This is a genomic window from Streptomyces sp. NBC_00726, assembly GCF_045161735.1.
Lineage (GTDB): Bacteria > Actinomycetota > Actinomycetes > Streptomycetales > Streptomycetaceae > Streptomyces.
In genome coordinates, this window is sequence record NZ_CP108983.1 from 4,189,960 (window position 1) to 4,208,621 (window position 18,662).

19 protein-coding genes are annotated in these 18,662 nt (G+C 71.2%); 9 read left to right on the forward strand and 10 right to left on the reverse strand.

Annotated features, from left to right (window positions below):
• The first annotated feature begins 63 nt into the window (after positions 1-63).
• A complete protein-coding gene (trpS, locus tag OG338_RS18870) occupies positions 64-1,077 on the forward strand; it encodes a tryptophan--tRNA ligase (protein WP_405938424.1) in 1,014 nt (337 codons plus the stop codon).
• Between the two features lie 106 nt (positions 1,078-1,183).
• Positions 1,184-1,777: a 2'-5' RNA ligase family protein gene (locus OG338_RS18875; RefSeq protein ID WP_405938425.1), complete on the forward strand. Its 594-nt coding sequence runs from the start codon at positions 1,184-1,186 to the stop codon at positions 1,775-1,777.
• 5 nt (positions 1,778-1,782) lie between these two features.
• On the opposite strand, the gene OG338_RS18880 is transcribed toward OG338_RS18875, so the two are convergent.
• Positions 1,783-2,571 carry a decaprenylphospho-beta-D-erythro-pentofuranosid-2-ulose 2-reductase gene (locus OG338_RS18880; protein ID WP_405938426.1) on the reverse strand — a complete coding sequence of 263 codons (789 nt, stop codon included), beginning with the start codon at positions 2,569-2,571 and terminating at the stop codon, positions 1,783-1,785.
• 30 nt (positions 2,572-2,601) lie between these two features.
• Positions 2,602-3,942: an FAD-binding oxidoreductase gene (locus OG338_RS18885; RefSeq protein WP_405938427.1), complete on the reverse strand. Its 1,341-nt coding sequence runs from the start codon at positions 3,940-3,942 to the stop codon at positions 2,602-2,604.
• 140 nt (positions 3,943-4,082) lie between these two features.
• Here OG338_RS18885 and OG338_RS18890 point away from each other — a divergent pair, with 140 nt between their 5' ends.
• A complete protein-coding gene (locus OG338_RS18890) occupies positions 4,083-5,042 on the forward strand; it encodes a YihY/virulence factor BrkB family protein (protein WP_405938428.1) in 960 nt (319 codons plus the stop codon).
• Here the strand turns inward: OG338_RS18890 and OG338_RS18895 are convergent.
• Positions 4,990-6,258 carry a D-alanyl-D-alanine carboxypeptidase family protein gene (locus OG338_RS18895; RefSeq protein ID WP_405938429.1) on the reverse strand — a complete coding sequence of 423 codons (1,269 nt, stop codon included), beginning with the start codon at positions 6,256-6,258 and terminating at the stop codon, positions 4,990-4,992. The genes OG338_RS18890 and OG338_RS18895 overlap by 53 nt on opposite strands.
• A gap of 121 nt (positions 6,259-6,379) precedes the next feature.
• On the opposite strand from OG338_RS18895, the gene OG338_RS18900 reads away from it, so the two are divergent.
• Positions 6,380-6,625, forward strand: coding sequence for an SCO4848 family membrane protein (locus tag OG338_RS18900; protein WP_405938430.1), 246 nt, complete (start codon positions 6,380-6,382; stop codon positions 6,623-6,625).
• Between the two features lie 257 nt (positions 6,626-6,882).
• Complete coding sequence (locus OG338_RS18905) at positions 6,883-8,436, forward strand: ABC transporter substrate-binding protein (protein WP_405938431.1); 1,554 nt, start codon at positions 6,883-6,885, stop codon at positions 8,434-8,436.
• Between the two features lie 23 nt (positions 8,437-8,459).
• Here OG338_RS18905 and OG338_RS18910 read toward each other — a convergent pair whose 3' ends face one another.
• Positions 8,460-9,185 (reverse strand): TetR/AcrR family transcriptional regulator, encoded by a 726-nt coding sequence (locus tag OG338_RS18910; protein ID WP_405938432.1) that lies wholly within the window; start codon positions 9,183-9,185, stop codon positions 8,460-8,462.
• A gap of 98 nt (positions 9,186-9,283) precedes the next feature.
• Between OG338_RS18910 and OG338_RS18915 the strand changes: the two genes are divergently transcribed.
• Entirely contained in the window at positions 9,284-9,793 is a 510-nt protein-coding gene (locus OG338_RS18915; protein ID WP_405938433.1) for a MarR family winged helix-turn-helix transcriptional regulator, read from the forward strand.
• A gap of 26 nt (positions 9,794-9,819) precedes the next feature.
• Here OG338_RS18915 and OG338_RS18920 read toward each other — a convergent pair whose 3' ends face one another.
• The 6 genes from OG338_RS18920 to OG338_RS18945 all read right to left on the reverse strand — a co-directional run bounded on the left by OG338_RS18920 (position 9,820) and on the right by OG338_RS18945 (position 14,864).
• Positions 9,820-10,602 carry a hypothetical protein gene (locus tag OG338_RS18920; RefSeq protein ID WP_405938434.1) on the reverse strand — a complete coding sequence of 261 codons (783 nt, stop codon included), beginning with the start codon at positions 10,600-10,602 and terminating at the stop codon, positions 9,820-9,822.
• An 88-nt stretch (positions 10,603-10,690) separates the two neighbouring features.
• On the reverse strand, positions 10,691-11,467 hold the full coding sequence (locus tag OG338_RS18925) for a succinate dehydrogenase iron-sulfur subunit (RefSeq protein ID WP_405938435.1): 777 nt from the start codon (positions 11,465-11,467) through the stop codon (positions 10,691-10,693).
• Complete coding sequence (gene sdhA / locus OG338_RS18930; RefSeq protein ID WP_405938436.1) at positions 11,467-13,221, reverse strand: succinate dehydrogenase flavoprotein subunit; 1,755 nt, start codon at positions 13,219-13,221, stop codon at positions 11,467-11,469. Before sdhA ends, OG338_RS18925 begins: the two co-directional genes overlap by 1 nt.
• Positions 13,222-13,251: 30 nt before the next feature.
• Positions 13,252-13,725: a succinate dehydrogenase hydrophobic membrane anchor subunit gene (locus OG338_RS18935; protein WP_018101094.1), complete on the reverse strand. Its 474-nt coding sequence runs from the start codon at positions 13,723-13,725 to the stop codon at positions 13,252-13,254.
• Positions 13,726-13,730: 5 nt separating this feature from the next.
• Positions 13,731-14,111, reverse strand: a complete 381-nt coding sequence (sdhC, locus tag OG338_RS18940) for a succinate dehydrogenase, cytochrome b556 subunit (protein WP_026171265.1) — start codon at positions 14,109-14,111, stop codon at positions 13,731-13,733.
• A 243-nt stretch (positions 14,112-14,354) separates the two neighbouring features.
• Positions 14,355-14,864: a 2-oxo-4-hydroxy-4-carboxy-5-ureidoimidazoline decarboxylase gene (locus OG338_RS18945; RefSeq protein WP_405938437.1), complete on the reverse strand. Its 510-nt coding sequence runs from the start codon at positions 14,862-14,864 to the stop codon at positions 14,355-14,357.
• Positions 14,865-15,198: 334 nt separating this feature from the next.
• Between OG338_RS18945 and OG338_RS18950 the strand changes: the two genes are divergently transcribed.
• From OG338_RS18950 to OG338_RS18960, 3 genes are all read left to right on the forward strand, one after another.
• Positions 15,199-16,806, forward strand: coding sequence for a beta-N-acetylhexosaminidase (locus OG338_RS18950; protein WP_405938438.1), 1,608 nt, complete (start codon positions 15,199-15,201; stop codon positions 16,804-16,806).
• 177 nt (positions 16,807-16,983) lie between these two features.
• On the forward strand, positions 16,984-17,763 hold the full coding sequence (locus tag OG338_RS18955; RefSeq protein WP_405938439.1) for a DUF4328 domain-containing protein: 780 nt from the start codon (positions 16,984-16,986) through the stop codon (positions 17,761-17,763).
• 157 nt (positions 17,764-17,920) lie between these two features.
• Complete coding sequence (locus OG338_RS18960; RefSeq protein ID WP_405938440.1) at positions 17,921-18,490, forward strand: hypothetical protein; 570 nt, start codon at positions 17,921-17,923, stop codon at positions 18,488-18,490.
• Positions 18,491-18,662: the final 172 nt, after the last annotated feature.

The window sequence follows — 18,662 nt, forward strand, 5'->3', positions numbered from 1 at the left end:
GTCCGCCGGACGATTCCTCCACCGGCTGCCCGGGAAGGGCCGCACACCTGAGACAATGAGCCCATGGCCTCTGAACGTCCCCGTGTGCTCTCCGGAATCCAGCCCACCTCCGGCTCGTTCCACCTCGGCAACTACCTCGGCGCGGTCCGCCAGTGGGTGGCCCTTCAGGAATCCCACGACGCCTTCTACATGGTGGTCGACCTGCACGCGATCACCGTCGCGCAGGACCCGGCGCAGCTGCGGGCCAACACCCGGTTCGCCGTGGCCCAGCTGCTGGCCGCCGGGCTCGACCCCGAGCGCTGCACGCTGTTCATCCAGAGCCATGTACCCGAGCACGCCCAGCTCGGCTGGGTCATGAACTGCCTGGCCGGGTTCGGCGAGGCGTCCCGGATGACGCAGTTCAAGGACAAGTCCGCCCGGCACGGCGCCGACCGCACCACGGTCGGCCTGTTCACCTACCCGATGCTGATGGTCGCCGACATCCTGCTCTACCAGGCCGACCAGGTCCCGGTGGGCGAGGACCAGCGCCAGCACCTGGAGCTGACCCGTAATCTCGCCGAGCGGTTCAACGGCACCTACGGCGAGACCTTCACCGTTCCGGACCCGTACATCCTCAAGGAGACGGCGAAGATCTACGACCTCCAGGACCCGTCCTCGAAGATGAGCAAGTCGACGGCGAACCCGAAGGGTCTGATCAACCTCCTGGACGAGCCGAAGACCACCGCCAAGAAGGTGAAGAGCGCCGTCACCGACACCGACACGGTGATCCGCTTCGACCGCGCCGAGAAGCCCGGCGTCAGCAACCTGCTCACCATCTACTCGACGCTCACCGGCGTCTCGGTGCCGGAGCTGGAGCAGAAGTACGAGGGCAAGGGCTACGGCGCGCTGAAGACGGACCTCGCCGAGGTCATGGTCGACTTCGTCACACCGTTCCGCACCCGGACGCGGGAATATCTGGACGACCCGGAGACGCTGGACTCCATCCTGGCCGCGGGCGCCGAGAAGGCGCGGGCCGTGGCGGCGGAGACCCTGGCGCTCACCTACGACCGGATGGGCCTTCTGCCCGCCAAGCACTGAGTCCAAGGACCCTGGCGGCAAAGGGCCCGCAGGCGGCACACTTACGGCGTGATGCTTGCGGCCGTCAGTGGCTGAAAACAGACCACCGAGGATTGAGGAGAACGACGTGGGGACCGTAACGCTCGGCGTTTCGATCGCGGTCCCGGAGCCCTACGGCAGCCTGCTCCAGGAGCGGCGCGCGAGCTTCGGGGACCCTGCCGCACACGGCATTCCCACCCACGTCACCCTCATGCCGCCGACCGAGGCCCGGGCGGCCGACCTGCCCGCGATCGAGGCGCACCTCGCCACGATCGCGACCGGTGGCCGCCCCTTCCCGATGCGTCTCTCCGGCACCGGCACCTTCCGCCCGCTCTCGCCGGTCGTCTTCGTCCAGGTGGTCGAGGGCGCCTCGGCCTGCGCCTGGCTCCAGAAGCGGGTACGGGACGCCTCCGGGCCCCTGGTGCGCGAGCTCCAGTTCCCGTACCACCCGCATGTGACCGTCGCCCACGACATCCCGGAAGCGGCGATGGACCGGGCGTACGAGGAGCTCGCCGACTACGAGGCGTCCTGGATCTGCGGCGCCTTCGCGCTGTACGAGCAGGGCCGGCTGGACCGCGTCTGGCGCAAGATCAACGAGTTCCCGTTCGGCGCCGGGGGCGCGGGCCCGGCCGTCCCCGCGCAGAGCGGCAGCACCCTGGACGCCCCCTCGCTGCACCCGTAAGAAGGTCACACCGGGAGCCGCCGGAACAGCGGCCGGGGCATGTGCCGCAGCGCGGACATCACCGCGCGCAGCGCCCCCGGCACCCACACCGTCTCCTGGCGCCTCCGCAGCCCGGTCACGATCGCGTCCGCCACCGCACCCGGCGTCGTCACCAGCGGCGTCCGGGTGAACGGGATCGTCGCCAGCGGGCCCCCGGCCGCCCGCACCCCCGCCGCGTCCGGCACCACGAGCCCCGGGCGCACCACCATCACGTGCACCCCCGTGCCGTGCAGCGCGTCGCCGAGGCCCTGGGTGAAGACGTCCAGGCCCGCCTTGCTCGACCCGTAGATGAAGTCCGCCCGCCGGGCCCGCTCACCGGCCACCGAGGACAGCACCACCAGCGAGCCGTGTCCCTGCGCCTGGAGCGCGCCCGCGCACACCAGACCGGCGGAGACCGCGCCGGTGTAGTTCGTCTGCGCCACCCGGACCGCCGCGAGCGGTTCCTCCTCGTCGCGCCCCTGGTCGCCGGGGATGCCGAAGGCGAGCAGCACCATGTCGATGTCGCCCTCGGCGAAGACCTTGCCGAGGACCGTCTCGTGGGACTCGGTGTCCAGCGCGTCGAACGCCACGGTCTGGACGTACGCCCCCCGGTGGCGCAGGTCCTCCGCCGCGGCCTCCAGGGCGGGCGAGGGGCGGCCGGCCAGCCAGACCGTGCGGGTGCGGTGGGCGATCAGCCGGCGTGCGGTGGCGAGCCCGATCTCCGACGTGCCGCCGAGGACGAGCAGGGACTGCGGGGCACCGAAGGCATCCTTCACGGGAACGCTCCTTGCAGGGGAAGAGGGGATCTACAGGGACAGCCGGCGGGACAGGTCCGAGCGGAACGCCCCGTTCGGGTCCAGCTCGGCCCGCAGCGCCCGGAACTCGGGCAGCCGCGGGTACATCGCGGCGAGCGCGCCGGGGCGCAGCCGGGCGTCCTCGGTCAGGGAGACCCGGCCGCCCGCCGCCACCACCTCCTCGTCCAGCGAGTCGAGGAAGCGGGCGAGCCCCGGCAGCCCGGCCGGCAGATCGAGGGAGAGGTGCCAGCCGGGCGCCGGGAAGGACAGCCAGCCCGGACCGCCCTCGCCGCACCGCTTCAGTACCGCCCGGAAGGACGGGCAGCGGCTGCGGGCGATGCGCCCGACGATCCGGCGCAGCGTCTCCTCCTGCCCGTGCCCGACCAGGAACGCGTAGTGGATGCGGCCGCCGGTGGGCGATACCCGGTTGCTGTGCGGCCGGGCGTCCAGGGCGCGGAAGAAGGCCCCGACGGGCTGGAGTTCACCGGTGCGGGACCGGGGCGCGGCGCGGTAGCCGAGCTCGTTGAGCGCGGTGGCGGACAGCCGGCCGAAGAGGCGGGGGAGCAGCGGCGGAGCGGCGGGGCGGCGCGCCGGGCCGAGGGCGAGCGCGGTGTGCCGGGCGTGTCCCGGGAGCGCCCGCACCGGGACGTGGTCCGCGCGGACCAGGACGCCGCGGCCGGTGGCCCGGCCCCGGGCGGTGAGGTCGATCCGGGCGAACTCGTAGGGGCGGTGGCCGCGTGCCATCCGGCCCAGCAGGTCGTCCAGGCCGGCCGCCCGCTCGGTGTCGACCGCCATCAGGGCGGTGCTGACGGGCCGGAAGCGGAGGGTGGCCGAGAGGATCACCCCGGTCAGGCCGAGGCCGCCGGCGGTCGCGTCGAAGAGCGGGGTGCCCGGGCGCACCGTACGCACCTCGCCGTCGGCGGTGAGCAGCGTGAACTCCGTGACATGGCGGGAGAAGGAGCCGGACGCGCGGTGGTTGTCGCCGTGCCCGTCCGAGCCGATCGCGCCGCCCACCGTGACGTAACGCCCGCCGGGCACCACCGGCGGGAACCAGCCGAGCGGAAGCATCACCTCGCGCAGCCGGTGCAGCGTCGTGCCCGCGTCGCAGACCACCAGGCCGGCCGCCGCGTCGATGGTCCGTACGCGGTCCAGCGCCGTCATGTCGAGGACCGAGCCCCCGGCGTTCTGCGCCGCGTCGCCGTGCGTCCGGCCCAGGCCCCGGGCGATCGAGCCGCGCGGCCCGCAGCCCAGCACGGCCGCCGCGGCCTCCTCGTGGCTACGGGGACGGAAACGCAGCGCGGTCGTCGGGGCGGTGCGGCCCCAGCCGGTCAGGGACACGGTGTCGACAGACATGAGGGTGACCGTATCGCCCGAGATAACACCTTTGAGGGATTTGTTACAACACTCACCGAAATGGGTGATTGAGGGTCCGTCATCTCCTCCGTCTCGCACCGGGCTTCGGTTTTCCCGCGCCGGAGGGGTAGCAGTGACCCATGGACTGGCTGAAAAAACTCCCCGTGATCGGGCCACTCGTCTCCCGGCTGATGGAGACCCACGCGTGGCGCAGTTACGAGACGCTGGTGCGGGTCCACTGGGCCCGGCTGGCCGCCGCCATCACGTTCATCAGCTTCCTCGCGCTCTTCCCGCTGATCGCGGTCGGCGCGGCGATCGGCGCCGCGCTGCTCACCGACAAGCAGCTGGACAAGATCGAGCACAAGCTCGCCGAGCAGGTGCCCGGCATCTCCGACCAGCTCGGCATCGACAATCTGGTCGCCCACGCCGGGACGGTCGGTCTGGTGGCCGGTGCGCTGCTGCTCTTCACCGGTGTCGGCTGGATCGGCTCGATGCGGGACTGCCTGCGCGCGGTCTGGGAGATGGACGATCTGGACGAGGGCAATCCGGTTCTGCGCAAGCTCAAGGACGCCGGGTTGCTGTTCGGGCTGGGCGGCGCCGCCCTGGTGACCTTCGCGATCTCCTCGGTCGGCTCGGTGGCCGTCGGCCGGGTCGCCGACCTGCTCGACATCCCCGAGAACGGGGCGGGCGGGGTGCTGCTGCGGATCGCCGCCCTGCTGGTGGGGGTGATCGCCGACTTCCTGCTGCTGCTCTATCTGCTGACCCTGCTGCCCGGCGTCGAACCGCCGCGCCGCCGGCTGGTGGTGGCCGCGCTGCTCGGCGCGGTCGGGTTCGAACTGCTCAAGCTGCTGCTCGGCAGCTATATGAAGGGCGTCGCGTCCAAGAGCATGTACGGCGCCTTCGGGGTGCCGATCGCGCTGCTGCTGTGGATCAACTTCACGGCGAAGCTGCTGCTGTTCTGCGCCGCCTGGACGGCGACCCCGGGCAAGGAGGAGGACGAGCGGGCGGCGGACGCGGAGGGGGGCTCCACGCTCGCCGCCCGGCGCGTCACGGGCGAGGACGGCGACGCATCAGGTCCGGCAGCGGCCAGCGCCGGTTGACCAGGAACACCCCGCCGGCCAGCAGGACCAGCACCCCGCCGACGATGCCCAGCGCGATCCCGACCCCGCTGGAGCCGTCGGTGGCGGCCGCCGCCCGGGCGGTCTTGTCCGGTCCGTGCTCGCCCTGGCCGGCCTTGTCCGCCTCGGCGCCCTTGCCCGCCCCGGCGGTGTCCGTGCCGTCGCCGGTGACCGCGGACCTCGGCGCGACCAGCTCACCGACCGGGGTCACCTTGCCGGTCGCGGCGAACCCCCAGTCCAGCAGCCGGGCCGCCTCCTTGTACACCGCGTGCGTCTCGTCGTCGGCCGGGTGCATCACGGTGACCAGGAGGACCTTGCCGCCCTGCTCGGCGACACCGGTGAAGGTGTTGCCGGCGTGCGAGGTGTAGCCGTTCTTGACGCCCGCGATGCCCTTGTACGCGTTCACGCCGTCGGCCCCGGTGAGCAGCCGGTTGGTGTTCTGGATGCCGAAGGTCTCGCGCTTCTTGCCCTTCTTCTTCTCGCCCGGGAACTGCGCCTCGGCGGTCGAGCAGTACTCCCGGAAGTCCGCGTTCTGGAGTCCGTCGCGGGCGAAGAGCGAGAGGTCGTAGGCGCTGGAGACCTGCTTGGGCGCGTCGTACCCGTCGGGCGACACCACCTTCGTGTCGAGCGCCTGAAGCTCCTCCGCGCGGTCCTGCATGGCCTGGACGGTCTTCGGCACCCCGCCGTACATCGAGGCCAGTACGTGCACCGCGTCGTTCCCCGAACGCAGGAAGACCCCGAGCCACAGGTCGTGCACCGTGTAGCTGAGGTCCTCCTTGATGCCGACGAGGCTGCTTCCCTCGCCCATGCCGGCGAGGTCCTCGTCCTTCACCGTGTACTCCCGGGTCTTCGGCAGGAGCGCCTGATCACCGATGAGTGTGTCCGCGAAGAGCATCTTCAGGGTGGACGCCGGGGGCAGCCGCCAGTGCGCGTTGTGCGCGGCGAGCACTTCGCCGGTCTCCGCGTCCGAGACCATCCACGACCGGCCCGTCAGCTTCTTGGGCAGTACCGGGGCGCCGGGGCCCAGGTTGACCTGGGTGCCGGACTGCCCCAACTGCGCGCCGCCGATCTGCGACATGGTCGCCGGGGGCTTGGGGGCGTCGTCGTCCCCGTCGGCCGCCGAGGCGGGCGTGACGACGAAAGCGGACAGCAGGGCGGCAGAGGTGACCGCCAAAGCGGCCTTCTTGAGAGCTGGCACGGTCGAAAACGTACATGCAGTTGATGTGAATATATGTACCGGCGACGTGACCCGCCGGGCGGACCGCCGGGACGGACCACCCCGCCCGCGCCGCCCGGAGCGCGGCGGCGATACTGGGGCCATGAAGCTCAGCCGCCCGGTCTCCTGGTTCCTGCTCGCCTTCGGGGCGTGGTCGTGGGTCATCTGGGTCACCTTCGTCAAGAATTTGTGGAAGGACGGCAGCGGCCTCGCCTTCGACGACGCCGGTGACCCGACCGCGTACTTCTGGGTACATCTGCTGCTCGCCGTCACGTCCTTTCTTCTGGGGACGGGCGTGGGCTGGATCGGGTTCCGGGGCGTCAGGGCCCTGCGCGCCGAGAAGGCTTGAAAGGGCGGGGCCCGGGCTCGCTCCGCAGCCGGAGTAATCATCCGCGTACGCATGCGAAATGATGGAACGGGTGACCGTCCGGGAACCCTCTGTATTCGGCGTAAGCGTCAAAGGTTTCGACTGGCAAACAATTGGCTGTGAGCCTCTGATCCGCCCTTCCAGATGTGAAAATCGTGTGATTTGCTTGGCGCGAACGTGCGGTGATCTGCGTATCTGAGCGCGACACCGAGGTGGGGCAGTTAAGGGAGAGCACGTCAATGCGGTCGATCCGGCTACGGATTCTCGCGATTTTCGCGGTATTGGTCATCGCAGGCGTGGTCGCCTGGCAACTGCTTCCCTCGGACGAGGGGAACTCCGATCCGATCGTCGTCGGGACGACCGACGCGGTGACCTCGCTCGACCCGGCGGGCGCCTATGACGCCGGTTCCTGGGCGATGTACAGCAACGTCTACCAGTCCCTGATGACGTTCAAGTCCGGGGGCATCGTGCCCGAGCCGGACGCGGCCGAGAACTGCGAGTTCATCGGCGCCAAGCTCCAGACGTACCAGTGCAAGCTCCGTGACGACCTGACGTTCTCCAATGGGGACAAGGTCACGGCCGAGGACGTCAAGTACTCGTTCGACCGGATGCTGGAGATCAAGACGGACGTCGGTCCCTCGGTTCTCTTCCCCAGTCTGAAGAACGTGGTCGCCGAGGGCCGGCTGATCACTTTCAACCTCTCCTCGCGTGACGCGACCTTCCCGCAGAAGATCGCCACGGGCGCGGGCTCCATCGTGCAGAAGGACGCCTATGCGGAGCACAAGCTGCGCAACGACGGCCATGTGACGGGCTCGGGGCCGTACGTCCTGAAGTCCTACGAGGCCGGCGTGAAGGCCGAACTCGTGCCGAATTCGCGGTACAAGGGCGCGGTCACCAAGACCGGCGGCCCGATCACCGTGCGGTATTACAAGGAGTCCGACGACCTTCTCTCGGCCTGGAAGTCCGGTCAGGTCGACGTCACGCACCGTCAGCTGCCGCCGTCCACGCTCGCCGAGCTGAACCCGGGCGACACCGACAAGCGCGTCACCGAGGCGGACAGCGCCGAGATCCGCAACCTCGTCTTCAACGTCCGCGAGGGCGCTCCGCTCGACGACCGCAAGGTCCGCCAGGCCATCGCGGCGGTCATCGACCGCGGCCCGCTGGTGACCAAGGTCTACCAGGGCACCGTCGAACCGCTCTACTCGCTGATCCCGCAGGGCACCATCGGGCACAGCACCCCGTTCTTCGACGCCTACCCCTCGCCGGACGTCAAGCGCGCGAAGGGGCTCATGGAGGAGGCCGGCGTCCAGACGCCGCTGGCCCTCACCTTCGCCTACCGCGAGGGCGACCAGTACACCGGCGAGACCAAGGAGATCCAGCGTCAGCTGAACGCCACCGGACTCTTCAAGGTCTCCATCAAGGCCGTCGAGTGGACCCGTTTCCAGAAGGGCTACGCGAAGGGCGAGTACGACATGTACACCGTCGGCTGGCTCCCGGACTACCCGGACCCCGACACCTTCAGCCAGCCGCTCGTCGGCCGCGACAGCAGCCTCCACAACGGCTACACCAGCAAGAAGATGGACCAGCTGATCAGCGACACGCTCCAGTACAGCGACCGCAGCCGGGCCTCCAACGACTTCAAGGAGCTCCAGAAGCTGGTCGGCGAGGACGTGCCGCTGGTGCCGCTGTGGCAGAAGAAGGACTACGTGATCGCCAAGCCGGACATCTCCGGCTCGCAGTACCTCTCCGACGGCACGGGCGTGTGGCGCCTGTGGGAGCTCGGCTGGATCTGATCCCTGTCCGGGTGCGCGGGCGGCTAGGACCTCACCGGTCCGGCCGTCCGCGCCGTCGTTTCCGGCAGGAACTCCTCCAGCACCTCGTGGATCTGCCGCACCAGCGGCCGCAGCACCCGGAACCGGGACAGGGCCAGCGCGCGGGCGGCGATCGGGACCGTACGTGTGACCAGGCGGCGGCTGCGGGCGGCGCCGCCCGTCCGGTCGTACACCCAGAACAGCACCAGGCCCATGTGCGCGAGCCACATCAGCCGCGGCAGCAGCGGGGCCAGTTCCGGGTCCGTCCGGGTGGCGGAGCCGGTCAGACAGCGCTCGTGGATGGCGACGACCGCCTCGCGCGCGGTGACCGACTCCGGTGAGAACGGGCTGAGCGGGCTCTCCGGATCGGCCGCGTTCCTGAAGAACTGCGTGGCGAAGGGGCGGTACGGCTCCGCCACGTCCAGCCAGGCCAGCAGCACCCCGCGCAGCCGCGCCGACAGGTCCCGCTCACCGTCCAGGACCGGCCGCACCGCCTCCGCGTGCTCGGCGGCCAGCCGGTCGTAGAAGCCCTGGACCAGGTGCTCCTTGGACGAGAAGTAGTAGTAGGCGTTCCCCACGGAGACGCCCGCCTCCTGGGCGATGGCCCGCATCGTCGTCCGGTCGAATCCTCTTTCCCGGAAGAGCCGGAGCGCGGTTTCGAGGATCAGCGCACGGGTCTGCTCACTCCGGGGTGCCTTGACGGCCTTCGCGTCCTTCTCTTCCTTCACCACGGCCCCGAGCGTATCCGGGAAGGGGGCGCCGCCCGCACCGCCCATGGCCGATCCCGCGCCCCCATGGCGGAACCGCTGGTGCGCGTACGCTGAGCGCCATGGAGCTGCGCGACTGGACCGACGGGCACGTGGAGCGGTGGCGGCCCGTGCTTCCCGAGCTCGACGCGGACGTCGAGGGCGCGGTGACCCGGATGAAGAAGCTCTCGGTCCATCTGCGCCGGGTGCGCGAGCAGTCCCTCGTCGACTTCGACCTGGACCGGCAGGAGTTCGACACCCTGCACAAACTGGCCGGACGCGGCGGCACGGCGGCCCCGTCCGAACTGGCCGCCGACCTCGACCTCGCCCCCGCGTCCGTCACCGGCCGGCTGGACGCCGTCGAGCGCCGCGGCTTCGTCCGCCGCACCCCGTCCACCACGGACCGGCGCCGCGTCGACGTGGTGCTGACGGACGAGGGCCGCTCGACCTGGCTCGGCGCGATGGCCTTCCTCGGGCACGAGGAGGAACGGCTGCTCGGCGTCCTGGACGCGGACGAACGGGCGCTGCTCAACGACATGCTGCGGCGCGTCATGATCCTCGCGGAGGACCGGGACGGGACGGCCTGGGACTGAGCCCGCGCCACAACTCAATACAGGCCCTAAGGCTTCCAGCCCGGAACCTGCCGGGCCAGCTCCTCCCGGACCCCGTCGGGCCCCAGCTCCAGCAGCCGGGCCACCGCCTCGTTCCACCCCTCCGCCGCCTGCTCCACCGCGTCCCGGAACCCCCGCCGCAACGGCCCCCCGGCCAGCAGCAGCGCGACCGCGGCGACCGGGCGCAGCAGCCACCGCCCGCGCACCGAGGCCACCGCCTCCACCACCCAGCGCCCGTCCTCCGCGCGCCGGGGCCGCAGACGCAGCCGCGCCTCGCCCAGCAGGTGCTTCAGCCGCACGGTCACCGGGGCGCGCGCGGCGGGCGGCGCACCGGGCGGCAGCGCCGCCGCGTCCCACCACGCGGCCAGATCGGCCCGGCCCTTCCCCGAACCGCGCCGCAGCACACCCGAGCCGTCCGGCCCCCATATCCGCCCCCGGCCCTCGACGAGCCGGGGCCGGTCGGGCGCGGTCAGCCGCAGGGAGACCCTGGCGTTCAGGTCCGGGGCGCTCATCCGCTGTTCCAGCTCGACCGCGGAGGCGCGCCGCCACTCCCGTACGCGTATCGCCATCCGCTCGTCGTCGTCCGCCCGGCCGACCTCGTACAGCGCCCCGGTCCGCAGATGCCGCCCCTTCAGCAGCCGCAGGTCCTCGACGGGTTCCCCGTCCGGGGTGAGGACGGTCGTGCCCTCGGCCCGGGTGGACTCGGCCAGGTCCCAGACGAGCGGGGCGAGTTCGGCGACGAGGGCGCGTTCGACGGCCAGGACGGTCACGGAGTGGCGGAGGGTGGTCATCGGGACGACCGTACCGCCCGGGCCGCCGGGGCGCGGCAAGAGGCCCGGCCCCCCGCGGGGGACCGGGCCTCTTCACATGCTCGGGGGATCAGAAGCGACGCGTGATCAGCGCGCGCTTGACCTCCTGGATCGCCTTGGTGACCTCGATGCCACGCGGGCAGGCGTCCGTGCAGTTGAAGGTGGTGCGGCAACGCCACACACCGTCACGGTCGTTGAGGATCTCCAGGCGCTGCTCGCCGCCCTCGTCGCGCGAGTCGAAGATGAAGCGGTGCGCGTTGACGATCGCCGCCGGGCCGAAGTACTGGCCGTCGTTCCAGAACACCGGGCACGAGGACGTGCACGCGGCGCACAGGATGCACTTGGTGGTGTCATCGAAGCGCTCGCGGTCCTCGGGGGACTGAAGGCGCTCGCGGGTCGGCTCGTTCCCCTTGGTGATGAGGAAGGGCATGACGTCGCGGTACGCCTGGAAGAACGGGTCCATGTCGACCACGAGGTCCTTGAGGACCGTGAGGCCCTTGATGGCCTCGATCGTGATCGGCTTCTCCGGGCTCAGGTCCTTGATCAGCGTCTTGCAGGCGAGCCTGTTCTTGCCGTTGATCCGCATGGCGTCCGAACCGCAGATGCCGTGCGCGCAGGACCGGCGGAACGTGAGCGTCCCGTCCTGGTCCCACTTGATCTTGTGAAGGGCGTCGAGGACACGCTCCTTCGGGTCGATCTCGATCTGGAAGTCCTGCCACTGGGCCTCGTCGGAGACCTCCGGGTTGAACCGCCGGATGCGGAACGTGGCCGTGATGTACGGCGAGTCGGCGAAGCCGGGCTCCGGCTCGGGAGCCTTGTCGGCCTTGTCCAGGGTGGGTGTAGCCATCAGTACTTACGCTCCATCGGCTGGTAGCGGGTCGTGACGACCGGCTTGTAGTCCAGCCGGATCGACTCGGTGCCGTCCTCGGCGACCTCGCGGTACGCCATGGTGTGGCGCATGAAGTTGACGTCGTCGCGGTTCGGGTAGTCCTCGCGGTAGTGACCGCCGCGGGACTCCTTGCGCGCCAGTGCCGACGTCGCCATGACCTCGGCGAGGTCGAGCAGGTTGCCCAGCTCGATGGCCTCCAGCAGGTCGGTGTTGAACCGCTTGCCCTTGTCCTGGACGGACACGTCCAGGTAGCGCTTGCGCAGCTCCGCGATCTTGTCGACCGCGGTCTTGATCGTCTGCTCGGTGCGGAACACCATCACGTTGGCGTCCATGCACTCCTGGAGCTCCTGGCGGATCGCCGCGACCCGCTCGGTGCCCGTGGAGTTGCGCAGCCGCTCGACCTGGTCGATGACCTGCTGCGCCGGGTCCTCGGGCAGCTCGGGGAGCTCGCTCTTCGCGGAGTACTCGGCGGCGGCGATGCCCGCGCGGCGTCCGAAGACGTTGATGTCGAGCAGCGAGTTGGTGCCGAGGCGGTTGGCGCCGTGCACCGACACACAGGCGACCTCGCCGGCGGCGTACAGGCCCGGGACGACGGTGGTGTTGTCGGCCAGCACCTCGCCCTCGACGTTGGTCGGGATGCCGCCCATGGCGTAGTGCGCGGTCGGCTGGATCGGGATCGGGTCCGTGTAGGGCTCGATGCCGAGGTACGTACGCGCGAACTCGGTGATGTCCGGGAGCTTGGCGTCCAGCTGCTCCGGCGGCAGGTGCGTCAGGTCGAGGTAGACGTGGTCGCCCTCGGGACCGCAGCCGCGGCCCTCGCGGATCTCCGTGTAGATGGAGCGGGACACGACGTCACGGGACGCGAGGTCCTTCATGACGGGCGCGTACTTCTCCATGAAGCGCTCGCCGTCCTTGTTGCGGAGGATGCCGCCCTCACCGCGGGCGCCCTCCGTCAGCAGGATGCCCATGCGCCAGATGCCGGTCGGGTGGAACTGGAAGAACTCCATGTCCTCCAGCGGCAGCCCCCGGCGGTAGCAGGCGGCCTGGCCGTCACCGGTCAGGGTGTGCGCGTTCGACGTCACCTTGAAGAACTTGCCGGTGCCGCCGGAGGCGTAGATGACCGCCTTCGCGCGGAAGACGTGGATCTCGCCGGTCGCCAGCTCGTAGGCGACGACGCCGGCGGATTTCCTGACGCCGTCCTCCTCGACCACCAGCTGGTCCAGGACGTAGAACTCGTTGAAGAACTCCACGCCCTCCTTGACGCAGTTCTGATAGAGCGTCTGGAGGATCATGTGGCCGGTGCGGTCGCCCGAGTAGCAGGCGCGGCGGACCGGGGCCTCGCCGTGGTTGCGGGAGTGACCGCCGAAGCGGCGCTGGTCGATCCGGCCCTCGGGCGTGCGGCCGAACGGCAGGCCCATCTTCTCCAGGTCGAGAACGGCGTCGATGGCCTCCTTCGCCAGGATCTCGGCGGCGTCCTGGTCGACCAGGTAGTCACCGCCCTTGATCGTGTCGAAGGTGTGCCACTCCCAGTTGTCCTCCTCCACGTTGGCCAGCGCGGCGGCCATGCCGCCCTGCGCGGCGCCCGTGTGGGAGCGGGTGGGGTAGAGCTTGGTCAGCACGGCGGTGCGGCTGCGCTTGGTCGACTCGATGGCCGCGCGCATGCCGGCGCCGCCGGCGCCGACGATGACGGTGTCGTACGTGTGGATCTGCATGGTTTACCTCTGGTCCTTCGGGCCCGGCGCCTAGCGGATGTTCGGGTCGAAGGTGAAGATCACCAGCGTGCCCAGCAGGACGGTGAACACCGTCGCGGTGTACAGCAGCATCTTCAGCCAGAAGCGGGTGTTGTCCCGTTCGGCGTAGTCGTTGATGACCGTACGCAGACCGTTGGCGCCGTGCAGCATGGCGAGCCACAGCATCGCCAGGTCCCAGACCTGCCAGAACGGCGAGGCCCAGCGGCCCGCCACGAAGGCGAAGCCGATCTTGGAGACGCCGCCGTCCAGCACCAGCTGGATCAGCAGGTGGCCGAGGACCAGGACGACCAGCACGATGCCCGACAGGCGCATGAAGAGCCAGGCGTACATCTCGAAGTTGGTGCGCGAGCCCTTGGGGGTCTTGCCGGTCCGCTTGCGCGGCGGCTCGATGACGGGGGCCGGGTTGTCGACGTCGTAAAGGGAGACGCCTTCGACGGCGCCGATCGCGGAAGTCTCGGTGGACATGGGCCTCAGCTCCCGAAGAGTTCGCGTACGGCGTGGCCGAGCACGGGGTACAGGGCACCCAGCATCAGCACGATCCAGATGCCCAGCACGACCCAGAGCATCTGCTTCTGAACGCGCGGGCCCTTGGCCCAGAAGTCCACGGCGACGATGCGCAGACCGTTCAGCGCGTGGAAGAGAATCGCGGCCACCAGGCCGTATTCGAGCAGCGCGACGATCGGCGTCTTGTACGTGGACACGACGTCGTCGTATGCCTCGGGGGAGACGCGGACGAGGGCGGTGTCCAGGACATGCACGAACAGGAAGAAGAAAATGAGGACACCGGTGACTCGATGAGCCACCCAGGACCACATGCCTTCCCGGCCGCGGTACAGCGTTCCAGCCGGCACGGAAGAACCCTCCGGGAGCGGGGATTGGGGTCGGCCGGCTTGACTGTCGGTCTGACCCGGCCGGGTACGGTCCACCGGCCCCGGCCATCGTAGCGACGGATTGTCGGTTCGATCGCGCGGGGCCCTCCGGTGTGATCAAAGTGGCAACGAAACAGGCACGGACGGGCTATGGACGGCCCTCCGCGCCCCTGCTCGGCCCCTCCGTGCCGGGGATTCCGGCCCGCCCGGCCCGCCCGCAACCCGTTATCGACTCGATACCAACGCGGCCAGGCGGCCCCGGGCGAGTCGCCGCATCTCGTCCGCCGCGACCGCCCGCTCCCGGTCCTCCTCGTGCCCCAGCCGGGCCCGGATGCCGGCGAGGACCTGGTCCGGGTGCTCGGCGGGCGGGTAGCCGTCCAGGCAGATCACGAAGGCGTGGCCGAATCTGCGTTCGTACTCGGCGTGGGCGGCGGCCAGCGCGAGATGGGCGGAGCGTGGCGCGTCCGGCCGCAGCCCCGGGGACTCCTCGGCCGCCAGCGCCTCGGCGTGATCGGCGGGGGCCAGATCGTAGGCCGCCTCGTCGGCCGCGGCGAGCAGCGCGTCCGTGTCCGGGTAGGGGCGGTGGCCGGCCAGCCGGCGCGCCCAGGTCGCGCTGCCGAAGCACGCCAGCAGGGCCGCCTCGGCCTCGGCGGCGGGCGCGCCGTTGAACCGGGGCAGGCCCCAGGCGGGCGCGGCGGACCGGGCGGGTCCGCCGCTGCGGCTCTGCACGGGCACGGCGGTGCGCCGGGCGGGCCGGGGCGGCTGCTCGGGAAGGCCGGCGTGGGACTCGCTGGACCTGGACAGCGGGAGCTCCCGAATGGAGAGACTGAAGGGACTGCGGGGGCCCAACGCTAGCGAGACGGGGGTGAGGGTGGGCGAAGGGTGCGCGAATTTCACCCGGACGGGAGAGTTTCGTGATGCCCGGCGAGCGGATGTATGAGGAGAATGCCCGGTTACCTCCCTTCATCTGCCCTGTTTTCTCGCAGTTCTGCTCCCTTTCTCCCGGCTCTGCCCCTGCTCTGCCTCTGACTTTCCCCCCACGTTCCCCCGAACCGGAGGTTTCTGACTGATGGCATCCTCACGCGGCGCCCTCCTGGCCGTGACGGCGGCGGCCGCGGCGAGCGTCGCGCTCGCCGGCTGCGGCGGCTCCGGAACCGAGCACGGCAACGGCCCCGAGACGTCCCGTGCGGCGTCGTCCCCCTCCCGTACCCCTTCCCCCACCCCGTCGCCGACCCGCAGCTACCCGCTCTCCGAGGCGCCCCGCACCATCCCCGCCGTACGCGAGCACACCGCCGCCCACGGGCCCGGCTGGAAGCCCGGAGAGGACAGCGGGGTCGTCCTCGCGAAGGGCAGCGGCAAGCTCGCCGACGAGGGCAGGCTGCTGGCCGGCGAGCTGAAGATCCACTACCGGGGCGAGGCGGCCGCCCGCGCCGGTGACGTGGAGCTGGCCCTCACCCCGAAGGCGTCCGGCGGGCCGGAGTCGTACACCCTGCGCACCGCCGACGGGCGGGTGCGGATCAGCGGGCCCGGCGAGGCGGGCGTCTTCTACGGCACCCGCACCCTCAAGCAGTCCGTGCGCGCCGACGGCTCGATGCCCGAGGGCGAGGTGCGCGACCGGCCGGACAAGCCGCAGCGCGGCCTCAACCTCGACATCGCTCGCAAGCACTACACCGCGTCCTGGATCGAGGACCGGATGCGCGAGATGGCCGACCTCAAGCTCAACCAGCTCGGCCTGCACTTCTCCGACGACCAGGCTTTCCGCATCGAGTCGGACACGCACCCCGAGGTGGTCTCGCCGGACCACCTGACCAAGAAGCAGGTCCGGGAGATCGTCGCCCTGGCCGGCCGGCTGCACATCCAGGTCGTCCCGGAGATCGACTCGCCGGGTCACCTCGGCGCGGTGCTGCGCGCCCACCCCGACCTCCAGCTGCACAACGTCTCCGGCGTCGCCTCCACCGGCTCGCTGGACATCTCCAAGCCGGGCGCGGCCAAGCTGATCGACGAACTCCTCGGCGAGTACGCGGAGCTGTTCGGCGGTGCGTACTGGCATCTGGGCGGCGACGAGTACCGGGCGCTGATGGCAAGCAACCCGGCCGCCTCCTACCCGCAGCTCCAGCGCGCGGCCGTCGCGAAGTACGGCTCCGGGGCCGGCATCGCCGACCTCGCCACCGGCTGGCTCAACGACCGGGCGAAGGTGGTCCGTAAACACGGCAAGCAGCCGAAGGCGTGGAACGACGGCCAGTTCCGCGACAGCGAGGTGCGCGCCGACAAGGACATCGAGGTCGAGTACTGGACGGGCAAGGAGTACGGGGCCCGGTCGCCGGAGGAGTATCTGAGCGAGGGCCGCAAGGTCCTCAACCTCAACGACGAGTTCATGTACTACGTGCTCGGCCAGCCCAACGCCTTCGTCTACCCGACCGGCAAGCGGATCTACGAGCAGTGGACCCCGCTCGTGCTGCGCGGCACCACCCCGGTCCCGGCGCGCTACTCGGACCAGATCCTCGGCGGCCGGTTCGCGGTCTGGGGCGACTTCCCGAACGCCCAGACCGCCGACCAGGTCGCGGCCGGCATCCGGATGCCGCTGCGGGCGACGGCCCAGAAGCTGTGGGTCCCGGGCAAGCCGAAGCTGAGCTACGCGCGGTTCCAGGCGCTGGCGAAGGAGATCGACGCGGGCTGAGCCCCCCCCCGGAAACGCCTCTGACCATGGACAATGCGGCCCGCCGGGCATTACGGTCCGGTGGCCGCGCCGTCCGGGAGGGACGCGCGCGCTTCTCGCGTCGACGTATGAATCCTGGGGGGTTCCGTTTCCATGCTCTGTTCGCTCTGCGGTACGAGACCGGCAGGCGGCTCCGATGTGCGGTGCACCGTGTGCGCCGGTGCGGCGGGCGCCGGCCGGGGCCAGTCCTGGGCCGGCAGCCCCGGCTGGGCGCCGGAGCCGCTCGGGCTCGCCCAGCTGCGCTCGCCGGTGGGCCTCGGCAAGGCGGTGTGCGTGCTGCTCGGCGCGGCGGCCGTCGCGGACGTGCTGTCGATCGCCGCCGGTGTCCACACGCGCATGTTGCTCGCGGACGGGCTGGACGACGGTTTCCTGACGGTGGACGACCACGAACTGACCCTCGCCGACAACATGACCGGGTCAGCGGGCGTCCTCCAGCTGCTCACCTTCGTGGCGACGGCTGTTGTCTTCCTCGTGTGGCTGCGCCGGGTCCGGCGCAACGCGGAGGTGTTCGACCCGTCCGCCCACTCGCTGCGGCCCGGCTGGGCGATCGGCGGCTGGTTCGTACCCGTCGGCAACCTGTGGCTGCCGTACCGGGTGGTGAGCGGTGTGTGGTCCGCCAGTGCCCCGCTCGACGGCCACGGCCGCCGGCCCGTCGTGCCGCGCGGCCTGCTGAACGCGTGGTGGGCGGCGCTGGTCGTGGACCAGCTCGTGAGCCGGGGTGTCACCCGCTATTACGCCGACGCGGAGACCGCCGACGAGGTCATCCACGGGCTCGACCTGCTCGCGGCCACCGACGCGCTGGACCTCGGTGCGGCGGTCCTGGCCATCCTGGTCGTCCGCAGGGTGACGGCGATGCAGTCCCGGCGCGTGGACCTCGGCCCGGTCCCCGCGGTGCCGCGTCCGCTCCGGGCGCACTGAGGGGGCTGCGGGGCGCATCCGAGACGGGCGGGGCGGCGGTAATCGGCCAGCGGCAGTGACGCTTTTCGGCCATTCGGCGCTGAATGCGATAACAGGAAGCGCTGCGCCCCCCTGTGTCCGGCATGGGGCACCACGGGAGGGCTGACAGGAGACGCCGATGAGCCTGCTCGACCTGATCGCCGCCGCCGACGAACGCGGGCTCGCCGCCTCCGCGGTCGCCTGCCTCGAACGCTGTCTGCCCCAGCCCGCCCCGGGCACCGGCCCCGAACCGCTGCGCCCGCTCTGGGCCGCCTGCGCCGAACCCCGTCTCTGGCCCGCCCGCCTCGCCGGGGCCCGCACCGTCCTGGACACCCCCGGGCACCCCGGCGAACCGGCCGCCCGGGTCCGGGAACTGCTTGCCGCCGCCCCGGCCGACCGGGCGGGCGAACCGCTGCGCGCCTGGGCGGACGCCTGCTCGGTGCTGGCCCTGGAGGTCCACCTCGGCCACGACATGACCGCCCCCGCGATCCCGGACCCGGTGGCCCGCTGCCGGGCGGGCGACCCCTCGGGCGCGGGCCCGCTGCTGGCCGGCGAGGCGGCCCGCCAGACCGCGATCCTGGAGATGCTGGCCGCCGTGGACGAGGACGCCCCCGCCGCGGCCGGCCTGCCCCGCATCCGCGACGTCTCCACGGAGGGCGGCCGGATACTCCGCGCGGCGGCGGCCCGACGGGGGCGGGTGCGGTCCTGAGGACCGGGCCCGCCGCCGAGCGGCGGGAAGAACGAGGACGACCGGGGCCGCCACCCCCCACAGGAGAGGCCCCGGTCGTCTTCCGCGGGGCCGCAGGACGACCCCGTACTCATCTCTGCGCCGCGGGTGCGTTTTCTGTCACACCGGGGTGGGGCGATGGAATGTTGCGGGT

What these genes read in the sequence shown, in the direction of transcription:
- trpS (WP_405938424.1), top strand. Translation starts at nt 64, where the DNA reads ATGGCCTCTGAACGTCCCCGTGTGCTCTCCGGAATCCAGCCCACCTCC.
- OG338_RS18885 (WP_405938427.1), bottom strand. Translation starts at nt 3,942, where the DNA reads ATGTCTGTCGACACCGTGTCCCTGACCGGCTGGGGCCGCACCGCCCCG.
- OG338_RS18890 (WP_405938428.1), top strand. Translation starts at nt 4,083, where the DNA reads ATGGACTGGCTGAAAAAACTCCCCGTGATCGGGCCACTCGTCTCCCGG.
- OG338_RS18900 (WP_405938430.1), top strand. Translation starts at nt 6,380, where the DNA reads ATGAAGCTCAGCCGCCCGGTCTCCTGGTTCCTGCTCGCCTTCGGGGCG.
- OG338_RS18905 (WP_405938431.1), top strand. Translation starts at nt 6,883, where the DNA reads ATGCGGTCGATCCGGCTACGGATTCTCGCGATTTTCGCGGTATTGGTC.
- OG338_RS18915 (WP_405938433.1), top strand. Translation starts at nt 9,284, where the DNA reads ATGGAGCTGCGCGACTGGACCGACGGGCACGTGGAGCGGTGGCGGCCC.
- OG338_RS18920 (WP_405938434.1), bottom strand. Translation starts at nt 10,602, where the DNA reads ATGACCACCCTCCGCCACTCCGTGACCGTCCTGGCCGTCGAACGCGCC.
- OG338_RS18925 (WP_405938435.1), bottom strand. Translation starts at nt 11,467, where the DNA reads ATGGCTACACCCACCCTGGACAAGGCCGACAAGGCTCCCGAGCCGGAG.
- sdhA (WP_405938436.1), bottom strand. Translation starts at nt 13,221, where the DNA reads ATGCAGATCCACACGTACGACACCGTCATCGTCGGCGCCGGCGGCGCC.
- OG338_RS18935 (WP_018101094.1), bottom strand. Translation starts at nt 13,725, where the DNA reads ATGTCCACCGAGACTTCCGCGATCGGCGCCGTCGAAGGCGTCTCCCTT.
- OG338_RS18950 (WP_405938438.1), top strand. Translation starts at nt 15,199, where the DNA reads ATGGCATCCTCACGCGGCGCCCTCCTGGCCGTGACGGCGGCGGCCGCG.
- OG338_RS18960 (WP_405938440.1), top strand. Translation starts at nt 17,921, where the DNA reads ATGAGCCTGCTCGACCTGATCGCCGCCGCCGACGAACGCGGGCTCGCC.